Origin of the sequence: Amycolatopsis sp. FU40, from assembly GCF_021903635.1 — a bacterium.
Lineage (GTDB): Bacteria > Actinomycetota > Actinomycetes > Mycobacteriales > Pseudonocardiaceae > Amycolatopsis > Amycolatopsis dendrobii.
In genome coordinates, this window is sequence record NZ_CP091381.1 from 3,083,980 (window position 1) to 3,109,594 (window position 25,615).

At 70.9% G+C, this 25,615-nt stretch carries 5 protein-coding genes; all 5 read right to left on the reverse strand.

Annotation, left to right across the window (positions count from 1 at the left end):
- Position 1: 1 nt before the first annotated feature.
- The 5 genes from L3Q65_RS15260 to L3Q65_RS15280 are packed head-to-tail and all read right to left on the reverse strand — an operon-like array spanning position 2 to position 25,598.
- The gene (locus tag L3Q65_RS15260) at positions 2-2,344 is read right to left on the reverse strand and encodes a M20/M25/M40 family metallo-hydrolase (RefSeq protein ID WP_237600047.1); all 2,343 of its coding nucleotides are present in this window, start codon (positions 2,342-2,344) and stop codon (positions 2-4) included.
- The gene (locus L3Q65_RS15265; protein WP_182889004.1) at positions 2,341-6,996 is read right to left on the reverse strand and encodes a non-ribosomal peptide synthetase; all 4,656 of its coding nucleotides are present in this window, start codon (positions 6,994-6,996) and stop codon (positions 2,341-2,343) included. Before L3Q65_RS15265 ends, L3Q65_RS15260 begins: the two co-directional genes overlap by 4 nt.
- A complete protein-coding gene (locus L3Q65_RS15270) occupies positions 6,989-10,891 on the reverse strand; it encodes a type I polyketide synthase (RefSeq protein WP_237600895.1) in 3,903 nt (1,300 codons plus the stop codon). Before L3Q65_RS15270 ends, L3Q65_RS15265 begins: the two co-directional genes overlap by 8 nt.
- Complete coding sequence (locus L3Q65_RS15275; protein ID WP_182889002.1) at positions 10,891-13,995, reverse strand: amino acid adenylation domain-containing protein; 3,105 nt, start codon at positions 13,993-13,995, stop codon at positions 10,891-10,893. Before L3Q65_RS15275 ends, L3Q65_RS15270 begins: the two co-directional genes overlap by 1 nt.
- Entirely contained in the window at positions 13,992-25,598 is an 11,607-nt protein-coding gene (locus L3Q65_RS15280; RefSeq protein WP_237600048.1) for a non-ribosomal peptide synthetase, read from the reverse strand. Before L3Q65_RS15280 ends, L3Q65_RS15275 begins: the two co-directional genes overlap by 4 nt.
- Positions 25,599-25,615: the final 17 nt, after the last annotated feature.

The following is a 25,615-nucleotide window of genomic DNA, read 5'->3' on the forward strand; positions in this document are numbered from 1 at the left end:
GTCAATACGTCACGGTGCGGGCCGCGAGGGTCTGGATCGACGGAAAACTGGCACCAGCAACGGTGTCCGGCATCGGCAGATCCATCGCGGCTGACGGCAAGCCCGGCGTCTGCGCAAGAACCCGCAGGCGCACCGGCCGGTTTCCGGCGACCGTCAGGCGGAGGTCCGCCTCGCCGCCCACGAAGGTGGCACCCCAGCCCCACCCATACGAGGCATCGTGGTTTATTCCGCCCCTGACCGGACGTCCCTCGACCTCCGCGCGGACCACCGGCGTCGCGGCCGTATCGACGTACACGGCCAGCGCGGTGGCGTCCGGGCGGGTCGAGTGCAACCGCAGCTGGAGTACCCGGCCCTCGGCGAGCGGCGTGCTGGCGAGCCGGTCTACAGCAGGAGCGGCGACGGAGACGAATGCCGCCTTCCCGGACCGGTAGGCGGGGGCCAGCAGCAACGGGTACCGGTCCGTCCAGCCCCGGCTGTCCTGGCCCACGTAGTGGTCGACGAACGGTTCGGCTGCCGGGTACGGGCTCAGCCAGTTCGCTTGACCGGTGTCGGCGTCCAGACCGTAAATCATCGAGAGTTCCTTGGGGTGCGCCGCGTCTACGGTGTCCCGGGCGAGCCCCGTGCCGGTCAGCGCGAGGCCTGCCAGTACCAGTACGGCAGCCGTCGCGGCAACGGTGCGGCGACGCATCCGAGGTGCCGCGAGCCCGGCAACGACCGCCGCCGCCAGCAGCGCGAGCAGGACCATTGGCGCCGCCACCATGGCGAGCCCCGTGACGGGAAACAGCAGAAGTGCCACGGGGAGCACCAGCACGACGGCGACCGCCGCCGGCAGTGCCCAGAACAGTGCATGCCAACGGGTGTCGGGCGCCAGGACCGCGGCCAGGCTTGCGGCCGCGCCCCCTAGCCCAGGCCACACCAGGAGGTAGCTCGCGCCGGGGATGAGGACCGCCGCGGCGACGCCCGCCACCGCCAGCACCGCAGTCACTGCAAGCGACGTCTCGAGCGGCTCGACGCGGCGGCGCGCCACCAGCCACCACACGACGGCGACCGCCACGGCGATCACTGCCGCGCCGACGTCCGGCAAATCCGCGCGGAACGGATTGCCGGAAAGGAAACCAACGTAGTCAGGACGGACCAGCAGGATCAGTTCCCAAAGAGCGAGTCCCAACCCGCCCGCGACGACGACCGCGGCCGCCAGTCCCCCGCCCCCCGCCAGTACGGCGGACAGCCGCACCGTCCGCCGCCGGCGTCCGAGCGCCAGCGCTGTGACCAGAACCGCCAATGCCAGGATCGCGGCCACGAGATCGACGAACTCGGGGTAGACCACCAGGCGGCCGAAGACCGGGAAGTACGTCGCGGGCCCGTCGTCGACTGTCGCCGACAGGTTCGCCGCCGCGAGGTTCCGGGTGGCGGCGAGGATTGCGTTCCCCAGGTCTTGCAGGCCGCTCGGGTCCGCGTTCGCGATGCTGTCCAAAGCGGTGTCGTAGCGGGCCGAGCCGCCGACGACGGCGAAACCCATACCGGACCGTCCCGCCGCGCGGAACTCGCTGAAGTCCGTGTCGCTGCCCAGAAGTCCGTACACCAATGAGGACAACGAGGCCGCGTCCGCGGTGTCGTCCCGCAGGGCGCTGACCACAGCCGAGTTGCTCGCCGAGCTTTCGAACATCACCGCCGGGCCGGACACGCCGCGCGCTTCGAGGTTGAGCACAACGCTGTGCGCCGGGTCGGGCAGCAGGCCCGCGTCGAGCGCGGCGCGTGAGCCGAGCAGGCCAGCCTCCTCGCCGTCGGTGAACAGCAGCATGACGTCGTTCTCCTGCGGTGGCCCCGCTCGGAGCGCCCGCGCGGTTTCGAGCAGGGTGGCGACGCCGAACCCGTCGTCCGCGGCACCCGGGCCGCCGGGATTGGAGTCGTAGTGGCACACAAGGACGACAGTGCCACCGTGCTGGGCGCCCGGGATGAGTGCGTGCAAATCGGTGACGCGGCCGCAGGTCGCCTCGGCGTCCGGCTGGTCCCGGCACGCCGTCCTGGTGACCGTCTGCGGGTTCAGACCGAGCCCGCGCAGCGCGGCGACCAGGTACTGCCGTGCTTTCTCCAGACGGGCCGACCCGGTCGGCCGCGGCGCGCCGGCCACGGCATCGACGTGCGCCATTGCCCGGCCAGCTGAGAAGGCCGTAGCCGGGGCGTCGGCTGGAGCGGGGTCCGGGCTCTGGCGCGCCGCCACGACCCCGGTGACCGCGGCAAGGACCAGCAGCACGGCCGAGAGCGCTGCCCACGGCGTGCTCCGGCGGCCGGGCGGGTCCGGCTCCGCAGTCAGCGCGGCGGCGAGGCTCGTGTCGGCATTCACAGCAAACTCCCGAGCGGCTGTCGCGGGTCGCGGACCATCAGGTCGATCGCGGCCGCCCAGTCGGCAAGCATCTCGGAGATCGCCGCATGGGCGAACGAGTCGGTGTAGTAATGCATGATCAGCAGCGGGATGCCGGGTGCGACCTCGACCCTCAGCGGGTATTCGAACTGCGCGAGCTGATAGTCCGGCCGGCACAACGGATGGTCGAACGACACCCGGTCGGCCAGCGCGACCAGCGAACCGTCCCACGGATAGTTCTCGTAGACCATGATCGTCTCGAACGGCGCGCCGGCGAACCCGAGCACGCCGCTGATCTCCGCCAGCGGAGTGTGGTCGAGTTCGCGCAGCTCGACCTGTTCCTGCTGCTGGCGGATGAGGAACGGCAGCAGGGGCTCTTCCGGATCGGCCACGGTCCGCACCGGCAGCGCGTTGACGCACAGGCCGACGACCGTGTCGATCTCGTCGAGTTCGGTGGTGCGTCCGGACGACACCACGCCGAGCACGACGTCGCGACGGCCGGTGTAGCGGCACATCAGCAGCGACCACGCCGCCTGCATCACGGTGTTCTGCGTGATCTGGTGCGTACGCGTGAACCGGTCGAGACGCGCGGCGGCATCCGCGTCGAGCGCGATGCTCTGTTTGGCGAACGGTCCGGTCCGGGCAGGGTCGGGGACGCCGCGTGCCGCGACCAACGGCGTCGGCTCGGTGAAACCAGCCAGGTAGCGCGCCCAGGTTTCGCGGGCGCCAGCGGTGTCTTGTGCGCGCACCCAGGAGATGTAGTCGCGGAAAGGCCGGAACGGCGGCAAGGCGGCCCGCTCGCCACGGCGAAGCGCTTCGTAGACGGCGAAGACTTCCTGCTGCACGATCGCCCGCGACCAGCCGTCGAGCACGATGTGGTGGTTCGAGCTGATGTACTTGCAAGCATCGTCGTCTAGCCGCAGCAGAAGCAGCCGCACGAGGGGCGCGCGGGTCAAGTCATACCCGCGGCGGCGGTCGTCGGAGACGATTTCGTCCTGCCGCCGCAACTGCTCTTCGGTCGTCATGCCGCGCAGGTCGTGCCGTTCGACCACGACGCTCGCCGTGCGGTGCACCACCTGGACCGGCTCGTCGAGACCGTCTGCGTGGAAAGTGCTGCGCAGCACGGGATAACGGTCAATCACCGCTTGCCACGCCTGGACAAGCAGTCCGGTGTCAAGTCCGCCAGGGGTGAAGAAATAGTCGGCGTGGATGATGTAGAGCCCTTCCGGCGGCTCGTGCACCGCCTGCTCGTACATCACGCGCTGCATCGGCGGAAGCGGGTACGCGTCCTCGAAATCCTCGTGCTCGGCACGGAGTCTCGCGAGCGTTTCAGCGGGCAGAAGCGCTGCTGCCGCCGCCGGCTGCGGTTCGACGGTCTCCGCGACGGCGGCCAGATCCCGGATCGTCTGGTGCTGGAACAGTTGGCGCGGGGTCAGCCGCAACCCGCGTTTCTTCGCCCGGGCGATGGTCTGGATGGTCTTGATCGAGTCGCCGCCCAACGCGAAAAAGTTGTCGTCGATCCCGATCTGGACGCCGCCGAGCAACTCCTGCCAGATTTCCGCGAGCGTCCGCTCCGCGCCGCTCCGCGGCTCGACCGGCGGCGCGTCCTGGGCCGCGGCGGGGCTCGGCAGGTTCCGCAGGTCCACTTTGCCGTTGGCGGTCAGCGGAAGCCGGTCGAGGACGACGAACGCCGAGGGCACCAGGTAATCCGGCAGTCGCGCCTCCGTCCAGTCCCGCACGTCTGCGAGGTCGAGCGGGCCCCTCGGCAGCAGGTAGCCGACGAGCCGTTTCGTCCCGTTGCCGACGGTCTGCGCGACGACCAGGCAGTCCTTGACCGCGGCGTGCTCCCGCACGACGGCCTCTATCTCTCCGGGTTCGATGCGCCAGCCGCGGATCTTGATCTGGAAGTCGGAGCGGCCGAGAAGTTCGAGGTTGCCGTCCGCGCGGTAGCGGGCCAGATCGCCGGTCCGATAGATCCGGCCGGGTTCCTCCGGCAGCGGGCTTTCGAGGAACTTCTGGGCAGTGAGTTCGGGATTCGCGAGGTACCCGCGGCCGACGCCGACCCCGGCGAGGTAGAGATCGCCGGCGACGCCGACCGGGACGGGTTGGAGACGCGAATCGAGAACGTAGGCGCGCTGATTGGCCATCGGCCTGCCGTACGGGATGGTTTCGTCGTCCGGGCGCAACTCGTGGATAGTCGAGTCCATCGACACCTCGGTGGCACCGCCCATGACGACGACCCGCGCTCCGGGCGCGGCCGCGCGAATCCGCGCTGGGAGCGTGCGCGGGACCCAATCGCCGCCGAGCAGCACCAGCCGGAGATCGGGCAGGGTGGCGCCTTCGGCCTCCAGATACTCGACGAGCATCTCCAGCAGCGCGGGCACGGAATGCCATACCGTCACCCGCTCGGCCCGCATCCGCTCCAGCCAGTCCGCCGGGTCCCGGTCAGCCCCCGGGGCCGGAAAAACAATCCGGGCACCCGCCATGAGCGTGCCGAGGACGTCGTAGGCGGACATGTCGAACGTCAAGGAGGCGAGCGCAAGCACGGCGTCGCCGGCTCCGACGGCGAACCGCGTATTGAAGTCGTGGAAGTTGTTGACACGCCCGCGGTGGTCGACCATCACGCCCTTCGGCGTCCCAGTCGACCCCGAGGTATAGATGACGTATGCGAGATCCCCGGCGGTCACCGCCACATCGGGCTTGGCAGCGGACCGCTGCTCGATCACCGGCCAGTCCTCGTCGATCAACACCGTCGTCAACGTCTCAGGGACGCCACGGCCGGGCAGTCCGGCGCGCGTGAGCAGCACCGGCACTTCCGCTTCGGCGAGCATGTGCTCGGTCCGGGCCGCCGGGCCTGCCGGATCCAGCGGCAGGTAAGGGCTGCCGGACTTCAGGATGCCGAGCAGCGCTACCGCCACGTCCACCGACTTGTCCAGGCGCACGGCGACCGGGACGTCCGGTCGGGCGCCCAACGTGCGCAGGTGGCGGGCGAGCCGGTTCGCCCGCTCGTCCAGTTCGCGATAGGTCAGGGTGCGGGACCCGTCGGCGGCGGCGACAGCGCCGGGGCTCGCCGCGGCGTTCTCCTCGATCAGCTCATGCAGACAGGACTGCTCGGGAAACGGCGCAGCCGTCGCGTTCCAGCTCTCGATGATGGTGCGTCGTTCAGCCTCGGCGAGCAGCGGCAGCCGTCCGATCGGAGTGTCCGGATCGGCGGCTGCCGCGCCCAGCAGCGTTTCCCAGTGCCCGACGAGCCGGTCGATCGTCGCCGGATCGAACAACTCGGTGGAGTATTCGAGCGCCAGGAGGGTCGCGCCGTCTCGATGGCGCACGCTGAACGTGAGGTCGAACTTGGCCGTGCCGTTGTCGATCACCAACGGCGCACCGATGCTCAGTTCCCGTCCTGCCGCCTCGTCCGCGCGGTTCTCGTCGGTGTGGTACACGAACATGACCTGTACCAGCGGAGTGCGGTTCAAGTCGCGCTCAGGCTGAGCGAGCTCGACAACCTTGTCGAACGGCAGATCCTGATTCGCGAGGGCGTCGAAGACGACCTTGTGGTTGCGGCGCAGGGCGTCCCGGAACGTCGGCTCGCCGCTGAGGTCGGCGCGCAGCCCAAGGGTGTTCCCGAGATACCCGACAGTGCCTTCGAGCTCGGTGCGCGAGCGATTCGAGATGGGCGCGCCGACGACCAGGTCGTCCTGCCCGGTGTAGCGATGCAGCAGCGCAGCGATCGCGGTGAAGAACAGCGCGAACGGCGTGGTGCGCTCTTCGGCTGTCAGGGCATGCAGCCGTGCGCTGACCTCAGCGGGCAGCTCGTGCAGCCGCTGCTTGCCGGTGAACAGCGGTTCGGCGGGCCGGGCACGGTCGGCCGGCAGCTGCAGCGGCGGCAGTTCCCCGGCCAGTTGCAGCCGCCAGTACCCGGTCTGGCGTTCGAGAACCTCCCCCTGCAGCTTTTCCCGTTGCCAGAGGGCGAAATCCGCGTACTGCAGGTCGGGTTCGGGCAACGCCCCGACGATTCCGCGGCGCAACGCCTCGTAGGCCGCACCGAGCTCGCGCAGCACGATCTCGATCGACCGCGCGTCGGAGACGATGTGGTGCATCGCGATGCCCAGCACGTGCTCCCGCTCGCCGAGCCGCAGCACGAGGAACCGGACCAGCGGCCCGGCGGCGAGGTCGTAGGGCTGCCGGGAGAACTCGCCCACCGCTTCCTGGACGTCGTCCTCGCGGTGGAGGTCCCGGACGGCCAACGGCACGGCGACGTGCTCGTGGACCACCTGAACCGGTGTCTCGTCGTCGAGTTCGAACGTGGTACGCAGCGCTTCGTGGCGGCGGACCAGGTCGTCGACGGCCTGCTGCAGCACATCGGTGTCGACAGCGCCGCGGACCGGCACGGCGATTGCGACGTTGTAATGCGGCGTGCCCGGGTCAAGCTGGTCGACGAACCAAAGCCGGTGCTGCGCGTACGACAGCGGCGCGCGGGTCACCGGACGCCGCACAATCGGCGGTTCGTCCGGCGCAGTCGCGCGGTGCTCGCGCAACCGTCGCATCAGCAGTTCCTGCTGACGAGGGGAAAGCGCGGCGATCCGCCGGTCGAGCTCGGGGTCGCGGGGCGTTGTCGTCATGTCGGGTTCACCCATCAGCAGCAGGGTCGTCGGAGGACAGTTCGATCTCAGCCAGCAGCGCTTCCAGGCCGGTGTCGTCCGCTTCGGCCGCGAGCCGCACGACGACCTGGGCCATCTCGGCGATCGTCGGCGAGTCGAACAGCCGGGCCAGCGGGAAGTCGACGCCGAACGCGGCACGCAGACGGGCGACGACCTGAGTTCCCATCAGCGAATGGCCGCCCAGGGCGAAGAAGTCGTCGTGCACGCCGAGAGGGGCGATCCCGGTGACCTCCTCCCAGATGCCGACCAGCTCGGCCTCGATGTCGTTGCGAGCGGCCAGGTACGGGGTCGGCAACGACGGGCGGCCGTGCCGCGAGCTGTGCTCTTCCGGGGACCCGGCGGCGTTTTCTCGTTGCCGGCCGCCGGGACGGGACACGAAGAGCACCCCGTGCTCCGGGACTGCCGCGACCCGCTCCAGGACGTCGCCGACGTCGTCCGGCCCCACGCTGCCGTCCCAGCTCACCACGAGCCAGCGGCCGCCCTCCCGGTTGAGCGCGCGGACGGCGGTCTCGATCGGCGCGGGGATCTCGGGGCCGGAATGCAGTATGCACAACGGATCGCCGCCGCCGAGCGCTTCGGCGAGCGCGTACGGATCGAGCAATCGCGCAGGTAGGATCACGCCGTCGATCGCGCCGTGCCGCGCCCTGACGTCCCGGATGCTCCGCAGCATCGCCGTCTCGGTGCCGGCGTCGAGGATCACCACCTTCGCTCCGCAGCGGTCGGCGAGGTGTTCGCCGAACACTGCGCTGTCGCGGGACAGCACGTACAGCCCGCCGGAACGCAGTGCACTCCCGCCAGGCACGGTGAGGGCGACCGGCTCGACAGAACGAGTCCAGCGATACACGCCGCGGTACGCCACGACCGGGTCGTTGCCGCCGCCGATTTCCCGGACTGCCGCCGCGGGGTCGGCGGGGTCGACATCGACGGTGTGGTCGACGGCTCCGTCGGGGCCGGGCAGCAAGGCCTCGGTGCCGGTGACGTCGTGGACGCGGTCGACGAGCCGCCAGGTCCGGTCGGGCCCGGGCAACCGCAAAGCGTCGTACGCCTGGCCGAGCAAGCCGCCGTCGTCGTGCCAGGCGTGCACAATGTCGGTCGGCGGGACGTCGAGCGACTTCAGCACCTTGACGTAGTCCTCGACGTCGCCACGCGCGAAGTCCACGCCCGCGGTGACCAATTCGACCCGGCCGGGCAGCATACGAGCGACCTCGGTGCCCGCGGCTCCGTCGGCGAGCACAAGGTAGGTCGTGTCTTCGCGAGCCGTCGGCTGCAACGGCGCCCGGCGCCAAAGCGGCGACGCGTAGCGGATCCCCTCTTCGGCGGCCGCTGCACGGCCGGCGCCGAGCCAGTAGGACTGCCGTTCGAACGGGTATGTCGGCAGCTCGGCGTAAGCGCGGGTCTCGTCTGCGGCGATCTCCGCGGCGGAGAGGTCGGCACCGGACTGCCAGAGCTGGCCGACCGCGCCGAGAAACTCGGTCATTTCCGAGCGGGCGCGGCGAGTCGGCAGCAGCGGCCAGCACGGAAACCGGCCGTGTGCCCGGGCGAGCGAAGCGAGCGCACAGCCGGGCCCGACCTCGACGGCGACGGCGTCGGGAGGCAAGGTGTCGAGTGCGTCGGCGAATCGCACGGTTTCGCGGAACTGCCGCACCCAGTACTCGTCGCGGCACACCTCGGCCGCGTCGGCCCAGGTGCCGGTCAACGACGAAACGTAAGGCAGGCGTGGTTCGGCGAAGGGTGTCGAGGCGACCGCGGCCGCGAACTCGCCGAGAACCGGTTCGAGCAGAGCGGAATGCGTCGCGACCGGCACGCGCAGCCGGACCGGGTCCGCACCGCGTTCCTTCGCTTCGAATTCCAGTCGCTCGATCGCGGCCACCGGCCCGGACACCACGGTGGATCCGGCAGTGTTCACCGCAGCGACGTCGAGATCCTCGCGCAGCAGCGGACGAATGTCCTTTTCGGACAACGGCACGCTGAGCATCGCACCGGACGGAATCCGCTCGAGCAGCTCGTACCGCAGCAAGACCAGCCGGAGCGCGTCGGCCGTCGGAAGCACGCCGGCCAGGACCGCGGCAACGTACTCCCCCATGCTGTGGCCGACCATCGCACGCGGCGCCAGCCCCCACGACAGCAGCAACCGGGCAAGTGCGTAGCTCGACGCGAACGTGGCGACCGCCGCGTCCCTCGGCCGGGACGGCCCGGTGAACAGCACGTCCGCCTGCGGCCGGCACTCGTCGATCGCCTCACGGAACACCCCGTACCGGCGATACAGCTCGCTCCCGGCTCCCCTGGGCACTTCCGTCACGCCGGGGAACAGAAAGATCAGGTCCGCAGTGCCCGCCTCGACTCCCGCAGCGGGGTCCCGCAGCAGATCGATTGCTTCCGCCGCGTCCGCGGCGACGGTCGCGAGCCGGTGTGGATGCGGCTGCCGCCCGCGGAGCAGGGTATGCGCGACGTCCGCCAACGCGACGCCGGGACGCGCGGCCAGATGATCGGCGAGTTCGGTGCGCGCCGCGCTCAGCGCGGCGGGCGAGCGGGCCGAGCTGAGCAGCAGCTGGGGCCAGGGCGACGGCTCGGGTTCCGGACGCGGGGGCGCTTCCTCCAGAACCACATGGACATTCGTACCGCCGAGCCCGAACGCGCTGACCCCCGCCCGGCGCGGTCCGTCCGCCTCCCAGGGACGAGCGGCGACGTTGACGAAGAACGGGCTGCCGGCGAAGTCGATGTGCGGATTGGGCTGCTCGAAGTTGAGGCTCGGCGGGAGTTCCCGGTGGCGCAGCGCCATCGCGGTCTTGATCAGCCCGGCCACGCCGGCGGCGGCGTCGAGGTGTCCGATGTTCGTCTTCACCGAGCCGAGCGCACAGAATCCGGTCGCCGTGCTGGTGCGGCGGAACGCGCGGGTGAGCGCGGCGACCTCGATCGGGTCGCCGAGCCGCGTCGCGGTGCCGTGTGCCTCGACGTAGCCGATCGACGCCGCGTCAACCCCGGCCGAGGCGAGGGCTTCGGCGACCGCTTCGGCCTGCAGAGCCACGCTCGGCGCAGTGAACCCGACCTTGGCCGATCCGTCGTTGTTGAGCGCCGAGCCGCGGATCACGGCGTGGATCACATCCCGGTTCTCGAGCGCCTCCTCCAAGCGTTTCAGCACGACGACGCCGACGCCTGAGCCGGGGGCGAGCCCATCGGCGCGAGCGTCGAAGGCCCGGCAGTGCCCGTCCGGCGACGCTACGCCGCCTCGCTGGTAGACGTACCCGCGCCGCTGCGGCGACGAGACGGTGGCACCACCCGCTAGAACGACGTCGCAGTCGTAGGTCAGCAGCATCCGACAACCCAGGTGAACCGCCGCCAGCGAGGACGAACAGCTGGTCTGGACCGTCAGCGCAGGACCTTGCAGGCCGAGCTTGTACGCCACGCGCAGGGCCAGGTAGTCCTTGTCGTTGCTGATGATGACCTGCGGCGCGAGTGCCGGGTCGATCAGCTCGGGATGCGCCAGTACGTTTTGCACCAGGTAGGTGTTCATCCCTGCGCCGCCGAGCACGCCGACGCGCAGCCGCGGATTCGGCACCACGTTGGCCCGCTCCAGCGCGGCGCTCGCGCATTCGAGGAACACGCGCTGCTGCGGGTCGATCAGCTCGGCCTCGCGCGGCGAGTAGCCGAAATAGGCCGCGTCGAAGAGCGAACTGCCGGCGAGTTCGCCACCGGCCGCCACGAAATCCGGATTCGCGAGGGTCTCCTCGTCGAACCCCTCCGCACGCAGTTCGTCTTTGGTGTAGAAGGAGATCGACTCGGTCGAGGTCCGGATGTTGCGCCAGTACTGGTCGACGTCCCCAGCACCGGGGAAGCGCCCGGCCATGCCGGTTATCGCGATGGCGTCCTGCATCACGCGCCGTCCTGTCCGACGCGCCGCTGCCGCATCCTCGCCATCGCCGCCCGCTGTTTCGCGACGCGGTCCTCGGCCGGCGCGGAGTCGTCCTCGCCGGAGGCGGTGAGCTGCTGGGCGGCCGCGGCGACCGTGGGATGCTCCAGCAAGGTCAGCACCGGGACCTCGACGCCGAGCTCTGCCTCCAGCCGCACGGCGACGTCCAGCAGCAGGAACGACGTCCCGCCGGCATCGAAGAAATTGCTCCCGACGTCGACCCAGGGGTCGGCGAGGACTTCCTGCCACACCCGCAGCACGGTCTGCTCGACCTCGGTCCGCGGCGGCAACGGTGCGGACCGCCGGGGACGAAGACTCTCCGCCAGCCTCGGTACGGCCTTGCGGTCCAGCTTGCCGCTCGCGGTCAGAGGCAGTTCGTCCACCGCCGCCAGGACCGCAGGAATCAGGTGCTGCGGCAGGGTTCCGCGCAGGTGTCGCCGGAGCTCGTCGGGATGCGGCGCCCGGCCCTCGGGGACTACGCAGGCGACGAGCTGGGCGAGGTCGTCTCCGTCGCGCCGGACGCCGACAGCGGCGGAACGAACCGCGTGGTGCGTCGCGAGGGCGGCCTCGATCTCGGCGGGCTCGACTCGGAATCCGTTGACCTGTTCCTGATCGTCGATCCGTCCGCAGCAGACCAGGTCGCCGGTCGTGAGCTGGCGGACGATGTCTCCGGTCCGGTAGAGCCGGGTGCCGGGCTCGTCGCCGAACGAGTCGGGCACGAACCGCTCGGCGGTCAGCGCCGGTTCGCCGTGATAGCCGCGGGCCACGCCCGCCCCTCCGACGTACAACTCGCCCGGCACACCCATCGGCACCCGCTGCATCCTCTCGTCGAGGACATAGAGGCGGGTTCCGGCAATGGGCTTGCCGATCGGCACCGACTCGGCGCCGGACGGGGCCGAGCAGTCGTAGAACGCGCAGCCGACTACGGTTTCGCTGGGACCATACTCGTTGACCAGCAACGGGGCGGGCCGCCACTGAGCGACGACGTCCTCGGACAAGGCCTCGCCGCCGAGGACGACGGCGTCGGCGAGCCGCGAAGCGCGGTCCCCCACCAGACGCGGCAGCAGCCGCAGGTGCGTGGGAGTCAGCTTGAGCAGACCGAGTTCGCCGTCGTCGAGCGCACGAACGATCCCGTCCAGTCCTTCGGCCTCGGTGAACCGGATGCTCCCGCCTCGCAGCAGCGGGGCGAACAGTGTCGTCACCGCCATGTCGTAGACCGGGACGGAATGAGCGAGCGCGGGCCGGTCGCCCGACACCGGATAAGCGTCCGCAGCCCAGGCGAGGTAGTTCGCGAGCCCGCGATGGGTCACGCACACGCCCTTCGGTGCGCCGGTGGACCCCGAGGTGTACACAAGGTAGGCGAGATCGTCCGGGCCAACCCCGGGACCGGAAACCACCGTGCCGAGCTCGGTGTCGACGTCGATGTCGAGCCGCACCACGGGAATCGGGGCCGCGCCAGGGTCGGGAACCAGCGCCTTCTCGGTGAGCAGCACGGCGGGCGCACAGTCGCGCAAAACCTCCGCGATCCGGTCGTAGGGCCACTGCGGGTCGAGGACCACATAGGCGGCGCCGGCCTTCAGCACGCCCAGGAGTCCTTCGAGCACGCCAATGCCGTGCCGGTGCCAGAACGCGCAGACCGCGCCGCGGCCGATCCCCCGGGCACGCAGAGCCGCCGCGATGCGGTCCGACGACCGGCCGAGTTCCGCGTAGGTCAGCGCGCGGTCGCCGTGCACGGCCGCGTTGCGCTCGGGTGTCGCCCGGACCTGTTTCGCGAACATCTCCGGGAACGACTGGCCGGACGCCGCTGCGGCGGCGTTCGCTTCGGCCATGCGTTCGCGCTCGGCCGCAGTCAGCAGCGACAAGCCGGCGAGATCGCGCGACGGCTCGGCGCAGCCATCCGCGAGTACCGCGACCACCTGGTCCAGCAGGACGTCGGCGTCCTCGGGACGCAGGTCCGGACCGTGACGCAGTTCGAGATGCGGCGGTCCGGCGCGGAAGAACCGGAGCGCGACCGGGAACGACGGGCCCAGCACGGTCACCTGGGTGAGGGCGAACCCGCCGGCGGGCGCGGGCGGGTCGATCACGTCGAACCCGAACCCGAGCGCGCCGTTCGCTTCGGGACCGAGCCGATCAAGCCAGCGCTCGTTCTCCGCGGTGGTGTGCTGCGCCTGGGCGAGCACGTCGGAGAATCGGGTCCGCGCCCGCACCGAGAACGTCGAGGGCACGGTGGCCGCGAACGGTCCTACCGCGGTCCGGAGTTCCTCGTCGGCACGCCCGTCGAGCGTTCGCCAGACGGTGAGTTCCGATGTGCCGTTCAGCCGCAGCAGGGCAGTGGCCCACCCCGCGAAAACGACCGTCTCCGGGGTGGTCCGTTCGACGTCAGCGAGGGCTCGGACCGCCTTGTCGAGGTCTGCGTCGAGGGCACGCCGCCGGACTCCCGCCTGTCCGTTCGCGCGCTCCCGCGCCAGCGGCAGACCGGGCGGATTCGCAACCTCGCCGAAAACACGCCGCCAGTACGCGGCGCCGTCGTCCGCAGTCCCGTCGGCATTCTCGTGCTGCCACTCGGAGAACTGCGCGTACTGGACCACTTCGTCGTCGAACGCCTCGCCGTGGAAGGCGCGCCGGAGGTCGGCGACAAGCACGGCCGCGCTGGCGGCGTCCACGGCCAGCGCGGACATCGCGAGCACGAGCAGCCCGGACCCGCCCGTGCCGGTCAGCAGGGTCGCGCCGACGGTCGGTTGACCCGTCTCGCCGTAAGGGTGTTCGAGAACACCCGCTATCAGGTCGTCCACGCTCCCGTCCGGCTCGTCGATCGGGCCGAGCACCTGCCACTGCACGTCCGGCTCGGCAGTGACCGTCTGGATCGGCGCGCCGGTGTCCGGCCGCACCTGAAACCTCGTTCGCAGCACCTCATGCCGTGCCGCCACCGAGTGCACGGCCGCGCGCAGCCGGGCTGGACCGGCGGGCGCGGCGACGGAGATCGTGATGGTCGCCGGGCGCAGGGGTGCGCCGGCGGCCGACCGCAGCAGGCTCTGCTGGCGGTGCGAGAGCCGGTAGCCCGTGGTCATCGCCGCCTCCCGTTGCCGGTGGAGAACGGAGTGGGTTCGCCCAGCGCGACCAGTTGCAGCCGGGTGCCGGTGTAGGGCCGCCGCCCGTGTGCGGTGAGCACGTTGTCGACGAGCATGAGATCCCCCTTCTGCCAGGTGTAAGTCACCTCGAGAGCCCGGTACGCGCCGAGGATCTCGGCCATCACCGAGTCTTCGATCGGACTGCCGTCCCCGTAGAAACAGTGCCGCGGCAGGTCTTCCTCGCGGAACTTCGCCTGCAGCGCCGCACGGGTACGGTCGTCGAGGCACGCGATGTGCCAGTGCTGTGCCTGGGCGAACCACGCCCAGGCACTCGTCTTCGGGTGCCTGATCGCCGCCGGACGGACAGCGCGGGTGCGCAGCCGCCCGTCCGAAGTCCACTCCGCCCGGACGCCCGCGGCTCGGCAGCGGCGCTCGACTTCGGCGCGGTCTCCGGTCCCGTAGACCTGCGCCCAGCCGAGCCCGATGCCGCCCCCGAAAGTGCGCTGATACATGACGTTCTTCTCCGCGAACCGCCGGCGAAGCGCCGGATCGAGCCGCTGGTACACCTCTCGGCTGTCGACGAGAGTCGTCTCCCCGCCGCTCTCGGCTGCCTGCTCGCAGCCGAAGACGATCTTGCCCGGCCACTCCGCGTTGAACGAATTCTCGTTGTGCCACAGCAGTTCCCGGTCGGCGGCATAAGGCACCGGGCGTTGCGCATGCGCGGTGGCGCCGATCCGCATGTGCTCGCCGTTCTCCGCGTACAGCGTGGTGCACAGCGCAGCAGCGACCCGATCGAACGACTCCGGCGCCGAGATCCCCGTGCGAGGGAAAACGATCGCGCCTGCCGCCGCCAATCGGTCGTCGATCTCCGTCCGCACGGACGAGATCCACTCAGCGACGTCACCGGCGGGCGGAGTCAGCACCGCGGGCAGCGGGCCCGCGGCCACCGGCGTCGGGCGGATGCCCTTGAACCGTCCCCGCTTCCGCCGCGGCACGACATCGACCGACTCGTGCACGCGCCGGTCCGGCTCGGCGGCGCAGGCCTCGGCCAGCCGCAGGAATCGATCGCGGAACTCCTCCGGCGCGCCGGCGCCCGCCGCGACGTCGAAGCCGCCGGCAAGGCGTTCCCCGTCGTTCCACAGGAAGAACGTCAGCGGGGCTTTGAGCTGACCGACCGGGACATCGACCTCTTCGACGCGCAGGTCGTCGAACCGGACGGGCGCGGTCTCCTGGTCGTAGACGACGAGGACATCGACCAGCGGGTCGCCCCGGCGCGCCCGGTCCGGGTTGACCGCCGCCACCACGGATTCGAACGGCACGTCCTGGTTCGCGCGGGCGTCCTCGGTCGTCTGCCGCACCCGGTCGATCAGTTCGCGGAAGGTCGGCAGGTCCGCGAGGTCGGTCCGCAGGACGACCCGGTTGACGAACGGGCCGACGACACCGTCGAGTTCGGCGTGCGGCCGGTTGACCATGTCGACGCCGACCGGAAGATCGGTCTGCCCGGTGTGCTGGTGCAGCAGGACGCCGAGAAGGGCCACTGTCGCCGCGAACATCGTGGTGCGCCCGGCCTCGGCGAGCGCGGCCAGCCGCCGTCTGGTCTGCTCCGGCAGTTCGAAGCGGACTCGAGCCCCTTCGGAACCGTTCCGGAACGGCAGCCGCGGAAGACCGGCGAGCTGATTCCGCCAGTAGTCGAGCTGGCGGTCGTGTTCGGCGCTCTGCTGCCATCTCCGCTGCCAGTCCGCGTAGTCCGCGTAACCGGCGGTCAGAGCGGGCAGTGCCGGGGCGATCCGGAGACGGCGAGCGCGGTACAGCACGGCGAGGTCGCGCATCAAGATCGCGCTCGACAGCGCGTCGGTGACGATGTGGTGGACGACGACGGCAAGCACGTGCACGTCGTCGCCATCCGGGATCACGCACGCGCGCCACACCGGTCCGGCGGCGAGGTCGAACGGCTCGCGGATCAGCGCGTCCGGACTCCCGCCCAGCTCCAGCGAAGCCTCCCGGGACTCTGAAATCACGCCGTGGACGTCGGACCCGGCAGCGACGAATCGCGTGCGCAGGATCTCGTGCCGGACAACAAGATCCGTCATCGCCGCGCGCAGCGCGCCGACGTCGAGAACACCGTGCAGCCGCACCACGACGGGGATGTGGTGGTCGGTGCGGGCCGGGTCGATCCGATGCAACAGCCACATCCGCCGCTGGGCCGACGAGAGCGGCACCCGGTCGCGGTGCCGCGAGATCTCGAACGGGACCTGGTCGCCGCGGGACTCCTGCAACCGCGCGGCCAGCAGCGCGGGCGATTGCGACTGGAACAGCATGCTCAGCGGAATGTCCCGGCCCGACGCCGCCCGCAGCCGCGCGATGAGCCGCATGGCCTGCAAGGAATTCCCGCCGAGGTCGAAGAACGACGCGTCAGGATCGACCTCGTGCCCGAACTCGGCGGCGAAATGCGTGCATACCAGGCGTTCCAGAGCTGTCGTCGGCTGCCGGACGACCTCCGGGGCGGGAGGTGGCGGCACCGGCAGTCCCGGCCGGTCGAGCTTGCCGTGCGGCCCGCGCGGCAGCGCGTCCAGTACGACCAATGCCTCGGGATGCATGGCAGCGGGGAGCACATCGGCCGCGTAGGCCCGAAGCTGGGGCAAGGTCAGCGATGTCCCCGGCCGCAAGGACACATAAGCGACCAGGCGTCCGCGTGCCGCGACGGCGATCTCCCGGACCGCGGGGTGGCAGCTGAGCGCCGCCTCGATTTCGGCCGGCTCGACGCGGTGTCCGCGGATCTTGAGCTGGCTGTCCCGGCGGCCGATGTGCTCGAACGTGCCGTCGGACCGCATCCTCGCGAGGTCCCCGGTCCGATAGAGCCGTTCGCCAGGCCCCCCGAACGGGTCCGGCACGAACGCCTCGGCGGTCAGGTCCGGCCGGCCGAGATAACCGCGCGCGAGACCGGCCCCGGCGAGGCACAGCTCGCCCACGACGCCGGCCGCGCAGAGCCGGTGCCGGTCGTCGAGGACGTAACCGCGGACATTGCTGACCGGCCGGCCGATCGGCACCGCGCTGTCCGGGCCGACGTCGTGCACGACCGCGTCGATGCAGGACTCCGCCGGGCCGTAGAGGTTGACCAGTTGTGCGGGCAGGGCGGCGCGGAACCGGCGGGCGACCGCAGCGGGCAACGACTCGCCTCCGCAGAACACTCGCCGCAACGCCGTGCACCCGGCGATGCCCGGCGTGTCGAGCAGCACCTCCAGCAGCGCGGGAACGACCTGCAGCGTCGTGATCCGGTGCTCGCGCAGCAGGTGCACCAGGCGGCCGGGATCGCGTTCGTCGCCGGACCGGGCGAGGACGAGCGTCGCGCCGGCGAGCAGCGGGGCCCAGAACTCCCAGATCGACGCGTCGAAGCCGATCGCCGTCTTCTGCAGCACGCGGTCGCCAGTGCCCAGAGGGTAAGCCTGGTTCATCCAGAGCATGTGGTTGACCAGCGAGGCGTGACGGACGAGGACGCCTTTCGGCCGGCCGGTCGAACCGGACGTGTAGATGACGTACCCGAGATTCTCCGGCGCTGCGCCGGATTCGACCGGGACGCCGGCGGCGTGCAGGTCCGCTTCGAGCCTCGGCAGGTCCCCGGCGAGCCGGTCCGACCCGGCCACGACTGCGACCGCGCCGGAGTCCGAGACAATCGCCCGCAGCCGCTCGATCGGCTGGTCCAGGTCGAGCGGAACGCAGCACCCGCCGGCCTTCAGCGTCCCGAGCAACGCGACGGGCAACGCCGCACACCTATGGAGCGCGATCGCGACCCGTGTGTCCGGACCGACGCCGCACGCACGCAGCCGCGCCGCCAACGCATCGGCACAAGCGTCGAGTTCGGCGTAGGTGAGCACCCGTTCCGCATGCACTGCGACCGCGTCCGGGGTGCGCCGAGCCTGCGCGGCGACCAGCTCGTGCAGGCAGACGGCGGGAATCTGGGTGCGCGGGCCGGAGGCGAGCTCGGTCAATCGCGCCCGCTCGCCGGCATCGAGCAGTTCGACCGCGCGGCCGGGTGCCTCGGCTGCCTTCTCCAGCGCCCGCCGCAGATCCTCGATCAGCCGCGCTATGGTGTTCCGTTCGTACAGATCCGTCCGGTACGTGACGGTACCGGCGAGCTGTTCGTCGAACGTGACGGTCAGGTCGAACATCGACGCGCGGGTGTCGACCGGCCGCGGCGTCACGGTCAACCCCGGCAATTCGATTTCGGGCAGCGGGGCGTTCTGCAGCACGAGCATTATCTGGAACAGCGGGGACCGGTCCAGATCCCGGTGTGGCGCCAGCTCCTCCACCAGCCGTTCGAAGGGCGCGTCTTGGTGCTCGAACGCGGCCAGGGTCGTTTCCCGCACTCTCGCGAGCAGGTCGGCGAAAGACTCGCCCGCGTCGACCCGGCCCCGGAGCACGAGCGTGTTGACGAAGAACCCGACCAGCGACTCCAGCTCCGGGCGGCGGCGTCCCGCGACCGGCGAACCGACGACGATGTCGCGCTGGCCGGTGTGATGCGCGAGCACTAGCTCCAACGCGGCGAGCAGCACCATGTAAAGAGTGGCGCCTTCCTCGCGGCACAAGCGCCCGATCTTCTCCAGCAACGAGGCGGGGAACGCGAACTCGAACTCGGCGCCTGCGCCGGTGGGCACCGCGGGACGCGGACGGTCGGCCGGAAGGGACACGACCGGCAGGTCGGCCAACTGCTCGCGCCAGTACGCGAGCTGCCGGTCGAGGCGTTCGCCCCGCAGCCAGCCGCGTTGCCAGTGCGCATAATCCGCGTACTGCAGCACCGGCTCGTCCAATGTGGAGGGCCGAGCTGCGTGGTGCGCGGCGTACAGCTCGAGAAGCTCGGAAACGAGCACGCCCATCGACCAGCCGTCGACGACGATGTGGTGGATGGTCAACACCAGGAGGTGTTCGACCGGCGAGGATCGCAGAAGGCTGGCGCGCAGCAGCGGGCCGCGACTCAAGTCGAACGGCAGTCGAGCCTGTGCCGACGCCAGTTCGTCCAGCGGTCCCGTCGTGTCCACGACCTCGGCGCGCACCGGTCCCGGCGAATGCACCCGCTGCACCGGGCCGGCGCAGGTGTCCTCGAACGTCGTCCGGAGCGCCTCATGCCGCGCCACGAGATCGGTCAGGGCGTGATCCAGCGCGTCCGTGTCGAGGTTGCCGACCAGGCCGACACCGGCCGCGATGTTGTAGGCGACTCCGCCGACGAGCTGATCGAGCAGCCACAATCGTTCCTGGGCGTAGGACAGCATCGCGCCGTCGTGCTGGGGTGCGCGGTCGAGGGCCGGGAGAGCTGGGTGCGCCCCGCGACCGCTTTCGATGACCTTGGCCAACGCGGCGATCGTGGACGACTCGAAGACCACGCGCAGCGGCAGTTCCACCGCGAAGAGTGTCTGCACGCGCGCCATCAGCCGAGTGGCGAGCAGGGAATGCCCGCCCAGCGCGAAGAAGTCGTCGTGGATGCCGGGGTTTTCAGCGCCGAGCAACTCGGCCCAGACCTGCGCGAGCAGTTCCTCCTCGACGGTCCGCGGTGCGGCGGTGTCGGCCTCGACTGTGGTCATCGGCGGGGCTGGCAGCGCGAATCGGTCGAGTTTTCCGTTGACGTTCAACGGCAGCGCCGCCAGTTCGACGAACGCTGACGGCACGAGAGCAAGCGGCAGGAACCGGGTCAGGTACTCGCGCAGGACCGCCGAGTCGACCGCCTCGCCGGGTGCCGGCACGACGTAGGCGACGAGCCGCGCATCCGGGCCTTCGCCCGCCGCGACAACAGCCACGTCGTCGACCGACCCGTGCTCGGACAGCACGCCCTGGATCTCGCCCGGTTCGACCCGGATGCCGTGGATCTTCACCTGGTGATCGATCCGTCCGGCGTATTCGAGCGACCCGTCCGCACGCCACCGCACCAGGTCGCCGCTGCGGTAGAGGCGGGAACCCGGCGGGCCGAACGGATCCGGGACGAACCGCTCGGCTGTCAGCGCGGGCGCTCCGAGGTAGCCGCGGCCGACCCCGCCGCCGCCCACGTGCAACTCGCCGAAGACTCCTTCGCGGACCATCCGCCCGTCCGGCCCGAGCACGACCAGGAACGTCGACCCGAACGCCCCGCCGATCGCCGGCGCGGCCTCGGGGTCGTCGACGACGTCGTAAGTCGCGTAGACGGTGATCTCGGTCGGGCCGTAGAGGTTGAGCAGCCGCTTGCACATCGGCTGCAGCCGCCGGGACAGATCGGCGGTGAGAGCCTCGCCCGCAGTGATGAACGTGACGTCAGGCGCGGGATCGAGCCCGAGGTCCAGAATCGTCCGCCACAGAGACGGCGTGGTCTGCGCTACGGTGCAACGTCCTTCGTTGATCGCCGCCGCGACCGCGCGCTGGTCCCGTGCCTCGTCTTCGCCGAGCAGCACGACAGCGGCGCCCGCGCACAGCGGCGAGAGGACCTCGACCTCGGTCATGTCGAAGTTCGCGTTGGCGCGGGCGAGAACACGGCTGGCGGAGTCGATCCCGAGCAGGCTGATCGCCGAGCCGACGAAGTGCGACTGGTTGCCGACAGTGATCGACACGCCCTTGGGCCGCCCGGTCGAGCCCGAGGTGTAGCGCACATAGGCGAGGTTGTCCGCCGCGGGCCGGATCGCGGGGCGCGCGGCCGATTCGTCGTCGCCGACGTCTTCGACGCACACGAACTCCGGCCCTGGCATGGCGAGCCGGGCGCGGTGTCTCTCCTCGGTCGCCACGACCGGCGCACCGGATCGGGCGATGAGCGCCTGCAGACGTTCAGCCGGGTCAGTCGGATCGACGGGCAAGTAGGCCGCGCCGGCTTTGAGCACCGCGACCAGCGTGACAACCAACTCCGGGGAACGGTCGAGGCAGACCGCGACGATCGCGTCCGGACCGGCCCCGGCGCGGCGCAGCCGGTTCGCCAGGCGGTTGGCCCGAATCTCGATCTCGCCGTAGCTGAACCGCTGGTCGCCGAAGTGCAATGCGGTCGCCTCCGGGGCCCGGTCCGCTTGTGCCTCGATCAACTCGCGGACCGAGGGCGTCCGCTGCGGTTCCGGGTCGCCGTTCCAGTCGGCCAGCAGCCGGTGCCGCTCCTCGCCGGTCGGCTCGCCGAGGACAGCCACCGAGATCCCGGCGTCGGCGACGACCGCGGCGAGGATCTCACCGAGGTGCCGGGTGAACCGCGCGATCGTCGGCTCGGCGAAGAGGTCGGTGCGGTAGGTGACGGTGCCGGTGAGCTCTTCGTCGAACGTGACAGTCAGGTCGAACATCGCCGACCCGGTATCGACCGAGCGCGCGGTCACTTCGACACCGTCCAGGCTCAACGCGGGCAGAGGCGCGTTCTGCAGCACCAGCATCACCTGGAACAGCGGCGTCCGGTCGAGTTCGCGCTGCGGCGCGATTTCCTCGACGAGCCGTTCGAACGGGATGTCCTGATGCTCGTAGGCGGCCAGCGTCGTTTCGCGCACTCCCGCAAGGAGGTCGCGGAACGGGACGTCGAACTGGACCCTCCCGCGCAGCACCAGCGTGTTGACGAAGAACCCGACCAGGCGCTCGAGTTCCGGGCGGCGCCGCCCCGCGATCGGCGACCCGATGGCAATGTCGTGCTGGCCGCTGTCGTGCGCAAGCAGTACCTGGGCGGCCGCTAGCAGCAGCATGAACAATGTCACGCCCTCGCGACGGCAGAGTTCGGCGACCGGTCCGCGGAGTTCGGCCGGCAGCGCGAACTCGAACTCCGCGCCTTCGCCGGCAGGGACGGCGGGCCGAGGGAAATCCGTGGGCAGTGCGAGGACTGGGACGTCCGCGAGTTGCTCGCGCCAATACCCGAGTTGCTGGTCGAGCCGGTCGCCGCGCAGCCAGCCACGCTGCCACACCGCGTAGTCCGCATACTGCAGGTCCGCTTCCGGAAGCGCGGGCGAGCGTCCGTCCCGGCGGCTCGCGTAGAGCTCGGCGAGCTCGCTGACGATCACGCCCATCGACCAGCCGTCGACGACGATGTGGTGGATAGTCAACACCAGCAGATGTTCGGTTTCCGCCGAGCGCAACAGGCAGGCCCGGACGAGCGTGTCCCGTGCCAGGTCGAACGGCTCGCTGGCGTGCCGCGCGGCGAACGCGTCCACGTCCGCCGCGGCCCATCCGGCCGTGTCGACGGTCTTGACCGCGATCCGCGCATCGGGCCGGATCCGCTGGACCGGCTCGCCACCGTCGGCCTCGAACGTCGTGCGCAGCACCTCGTGGCGCAGCATCAGCTGTTCCAGCGCCCACGTCAGGCTTTCCGCGTGGAGTTCCCCGGTCAGGCCGACGGCGATGGCGATGTTGTAGGCCGCGCCACCGAGCAGCTGATCGACGAACCACAGCCGCTCCTGGGCGAAGGACAGCGGCGGCACGTCGTGCTCGGCCGGGACGACGGGCGGTAGCGCCGGGTGCGCGGCCCGGCCCTCGACGATCGCCGCGGCCAGCCGGGCGATCGTGGGCGATTCGAAGACCGCGCGCAGCGGAAGCTCGACAGAGAACAGCTTCTGGACCCTGGCCATCAGCTGCGTGGCGAGCAGCGAATGGCCGCCGAGCGCGAAAAAATCGCTGTGCACGCCGACTGCGGGCAGTTCGAGGAGATCGGCCCAGACCTGGGCCAGCAGGTGCTCCTCCGGGGTCGCCGGTTTGCTGTCGTCGGGCACCGCGGCGGGCGGCTCGGGCAGTGCGAACCGGTCGAGCTTGCCGTTGGCGTTGAGCGGCAGCGCCGCGAGTTCCACGAATGCCGACGGCACGAGCGCGGCCGGGAGGAACCGCGCGGCGTACGTCCGGAGCCCGCGCTCGTCGAACCGGTACCCCGGCGCCGCGACGACGTAGGCGATCAATCGGGTCGACTGACCGCGGCCGGCAGCGACCACGGCGACGCCAGCGACGGATTCCTCGCCCGCCAGCACGGCCTGCACCTCGCCCGGCTCGACCCGGATGCCGTGGATCTTCACCTGGTGATCCGCCCGGCCGATGTACTCGAGCACCCCGGACGGGCGCCATCGCACCAGATCCCCGGTGCGGTAGAGCCGGGCGCCATGCCCGCTGAACGGGTTCGGCACGAATCGCTCGGCGGTGAGCCCCGGCTCGCCGAGATAGCCGCGCGCGACGCCGCCGCCGTCGACGTACAGTTCGCCCACCACACCCTCGCGGACCAGCCGGCCGTCGCGACCCAGCACGACGACGAATGTCGAGCCGAACACCCCGCCGATCGACGGCAGTCCCTCCGGTTCCGCGGTGATGTCGCCGACGGTCGCCGTGGTGGCCTCTGCCGGGCCGTAGAGGTTGACCAGTCTCGCGGAGCGGGCGCGCAGTTCGGCGGCGAGGCCGGCGGTCAACGCCTCGCCTGCGGTGAGGAAGGCCATCCCGGACGGCGGTGCCATCCCGAGGTCGAGCATGGTGCGCCACAGCGACGGCGTGGTCTGAACCGCGGTGCAGCGCCCGGCGTTGACCGCCGCGACGACCGCTCGCTGGTCCCGGGACTGTTCTTCGTCGAGCAATACCACCGCGCCGCCCGCGACGAGCGGCGCGAGCAGTTCGACCTCGGCCATGTCGAACACGACGGTGGCGCGGCCGAGCATCCGGGTCCCGGCATTGAGACCGAGTGTGCTGACCACCGAGTCCACTACATGCGCCTGATTTCCGACCGTGACCGCGACGCCCTTCGGCTTGCCGGTCGAACCGGACGTGTAGCGGACGTAGGCAAGATTGTCCGCCGTCGCATTCAGCGGCAGCCGGGTGTCCGGCCCGTCCGCCTCTGCCCCGATCGTCGCGATCCCCATGCCGGGCAAGCGGTCCGGCCGGGCAGTCACCAGAACGGCCGCGCCCGAATGCGCGACCAGCGCGGCCAGGCGTTCGTCGGGATCCGCGGGGTCGAGCGGCAGATGCGCGCCGCCGGCTTTGAGCACTGCGAGCATCGCGATCAGCAAGTCCGGCGAGCGCTCGAGCAGGAGCGCGACGACGGTGTCCGGCACCGCCCCGAGCTCGCGCAGCCGATGGGCGAGCCGGTTCGCGCGCTGGTCGAGCTGCCGGTACGTCCAGGTCTTTTCGCCGAACATGAGCGCGACGGCGTCGGGAGTCCGGTCCGCCTGCTCTTCGATCCGGCTGACGACCGAACGGTCCGGTGCCTCGGCCTTGCCGGTCCCCATGGCGAACAGGCGTTCCCGTTCGGCCGCGCCGGGCTCGGCCAGCCGCGCCAGCGGAACATCCGGATCCGCCGTGATCCGTTCGAGGACCTCGCCGAGCCTTCGGGCCAGGCGTGCGATCGTGGCCGGGGCGAACAGATCCGCGCGGTAGGTCACTGATCCTGCGAGGCGCTCGTCGAGGGTGATGGTGAGGTCGAACATCGACGACCGGGTATCCACCGGCCGAGCCGACACCCGCAGCCCCGGCAGGGAAATCTCCGGCAGCGGCGCGTCGAGGACGAGCATCGCCTGGAACAGCGGCGCGCGGTCGAGGGCGCGGCGCGGCGCGAGTTCCTCGACGAGCCGCTCAAACGGGACGTCCTGGTTCTCGTAAGCCGTGAGCGTCGCCTCGCGCGCGCGCCCGAGGTACTCCCGGAAGGTCTCGGCGGCGCGCAGGCGGCCGCGCAGCACCAGGGTGTTGGAGAAGAACCCGACGACGTTCTCCAGCTCGGGCCGCGGCCGGCCGGCGATCGGAGAGCCGACGGCGATGTCGTCCTGCCCGCTCTCATGCGCCAGCAGCACCTGCGTGGCGGCGAGGATCAGCATGAACAGCGTGACGCCCTCGCGACGGCACAGTTCGGCCGCCGGGGCTCGCAGTGCGGCCGGAAGCGCGAACACGTGCTCCGTGCCCTCACCGGTAGGCACCGCCGGACGCAAGCGGTCGGTCGGCAGGTCCAGTTCGGGCAGTCCGGCGAGTGCCGTCCGCCAGTGCGCGAGCTGGCGCTCCACCCGGTCGCCGGTGAGCCATTCCCGTTGCCAGCAGGCAAAATCGGCGTAGTGCAGCGCGACCTCGGCCAGCGCGGGCGCCCGGCCCGCACGGCGGCTCTCGTACAGCTCCAGCCATTCCGAGACGAGCACGCCCATCGACCAGCCGTCAACGACGATGTGGTGGACGGTCAGGACGAGCCGGTGTCGCGCGGCCGAACGGCACAGCAGACACGCCCGCAGCAGCGGACCGGCGGCGAGGTCGAACGTGCGGCGCGCCTCCGAAACGGTGCGCTCCTCGACCGCGTCGTCCGTCCATTCGCGAGCATCCACTGTGGTCACCGGCGCGCTGCCGCGGTCGTTGATCCGTTGCGTCGGGGCGCCGTCGGCGGAATCGAAGGTGGTGCGGAGGGCCTCATGCCGCCGGACGACCTCGCCGAGCGCCCAGGACAGGCAGTCCCGATCGAGGTCGCCCTCGACGTCGACCGCGACGGCGACGTTGTAAGCGCTGCCCGCGTCGAGCTGTTCAGCCAGCCACAGCCGCTCCTGCGCGAACGAGGCGGGCGCGGCGGCACCGGGCGTGCGTCGTGGTATCCCGGCATCGCCCGGTGCGGCGAGCCCCTCGTCCAGCAGGACTCGTTCGAACTCTTCGAGCTGGCCGGCGGTCAGGCCGAACTTTCCGCTCGAGTGACCGGGCATGCGGCCCCCTCTCCCGC

Coding starts and splice junctions, on each gene's coding strand:
- L3Q65_RS15265 (WP_182889004.1), bottom strand. CDS start 6,996: ATGGGTGAACCCGACATGACGACAACGCCCCGCGACCCCGAGCTCGAC.
- L3Q65_RS15270 (WP_237600895.1), bottom strand. CDS start 10,891: ATGCAGGACGCCATCGCGATAACCGGCATGGCCGGGCGCTTCCCCGGT.
- L3Q65_RS15275 (WP_182889002.1), bottom strand. CDS start 13,995: ATGACCACGGGCTACCGGCTCTCGCACCGCCAGCAGAGCCTGCTGCGG.
- L3Q65_RS15280 (WP_237600048.1), bottom strand. CDS start 25,598: ATGCCCGGTCACTCGAGCGGAAAGTTCGGCCTGACCGCCGGCCAGCTC.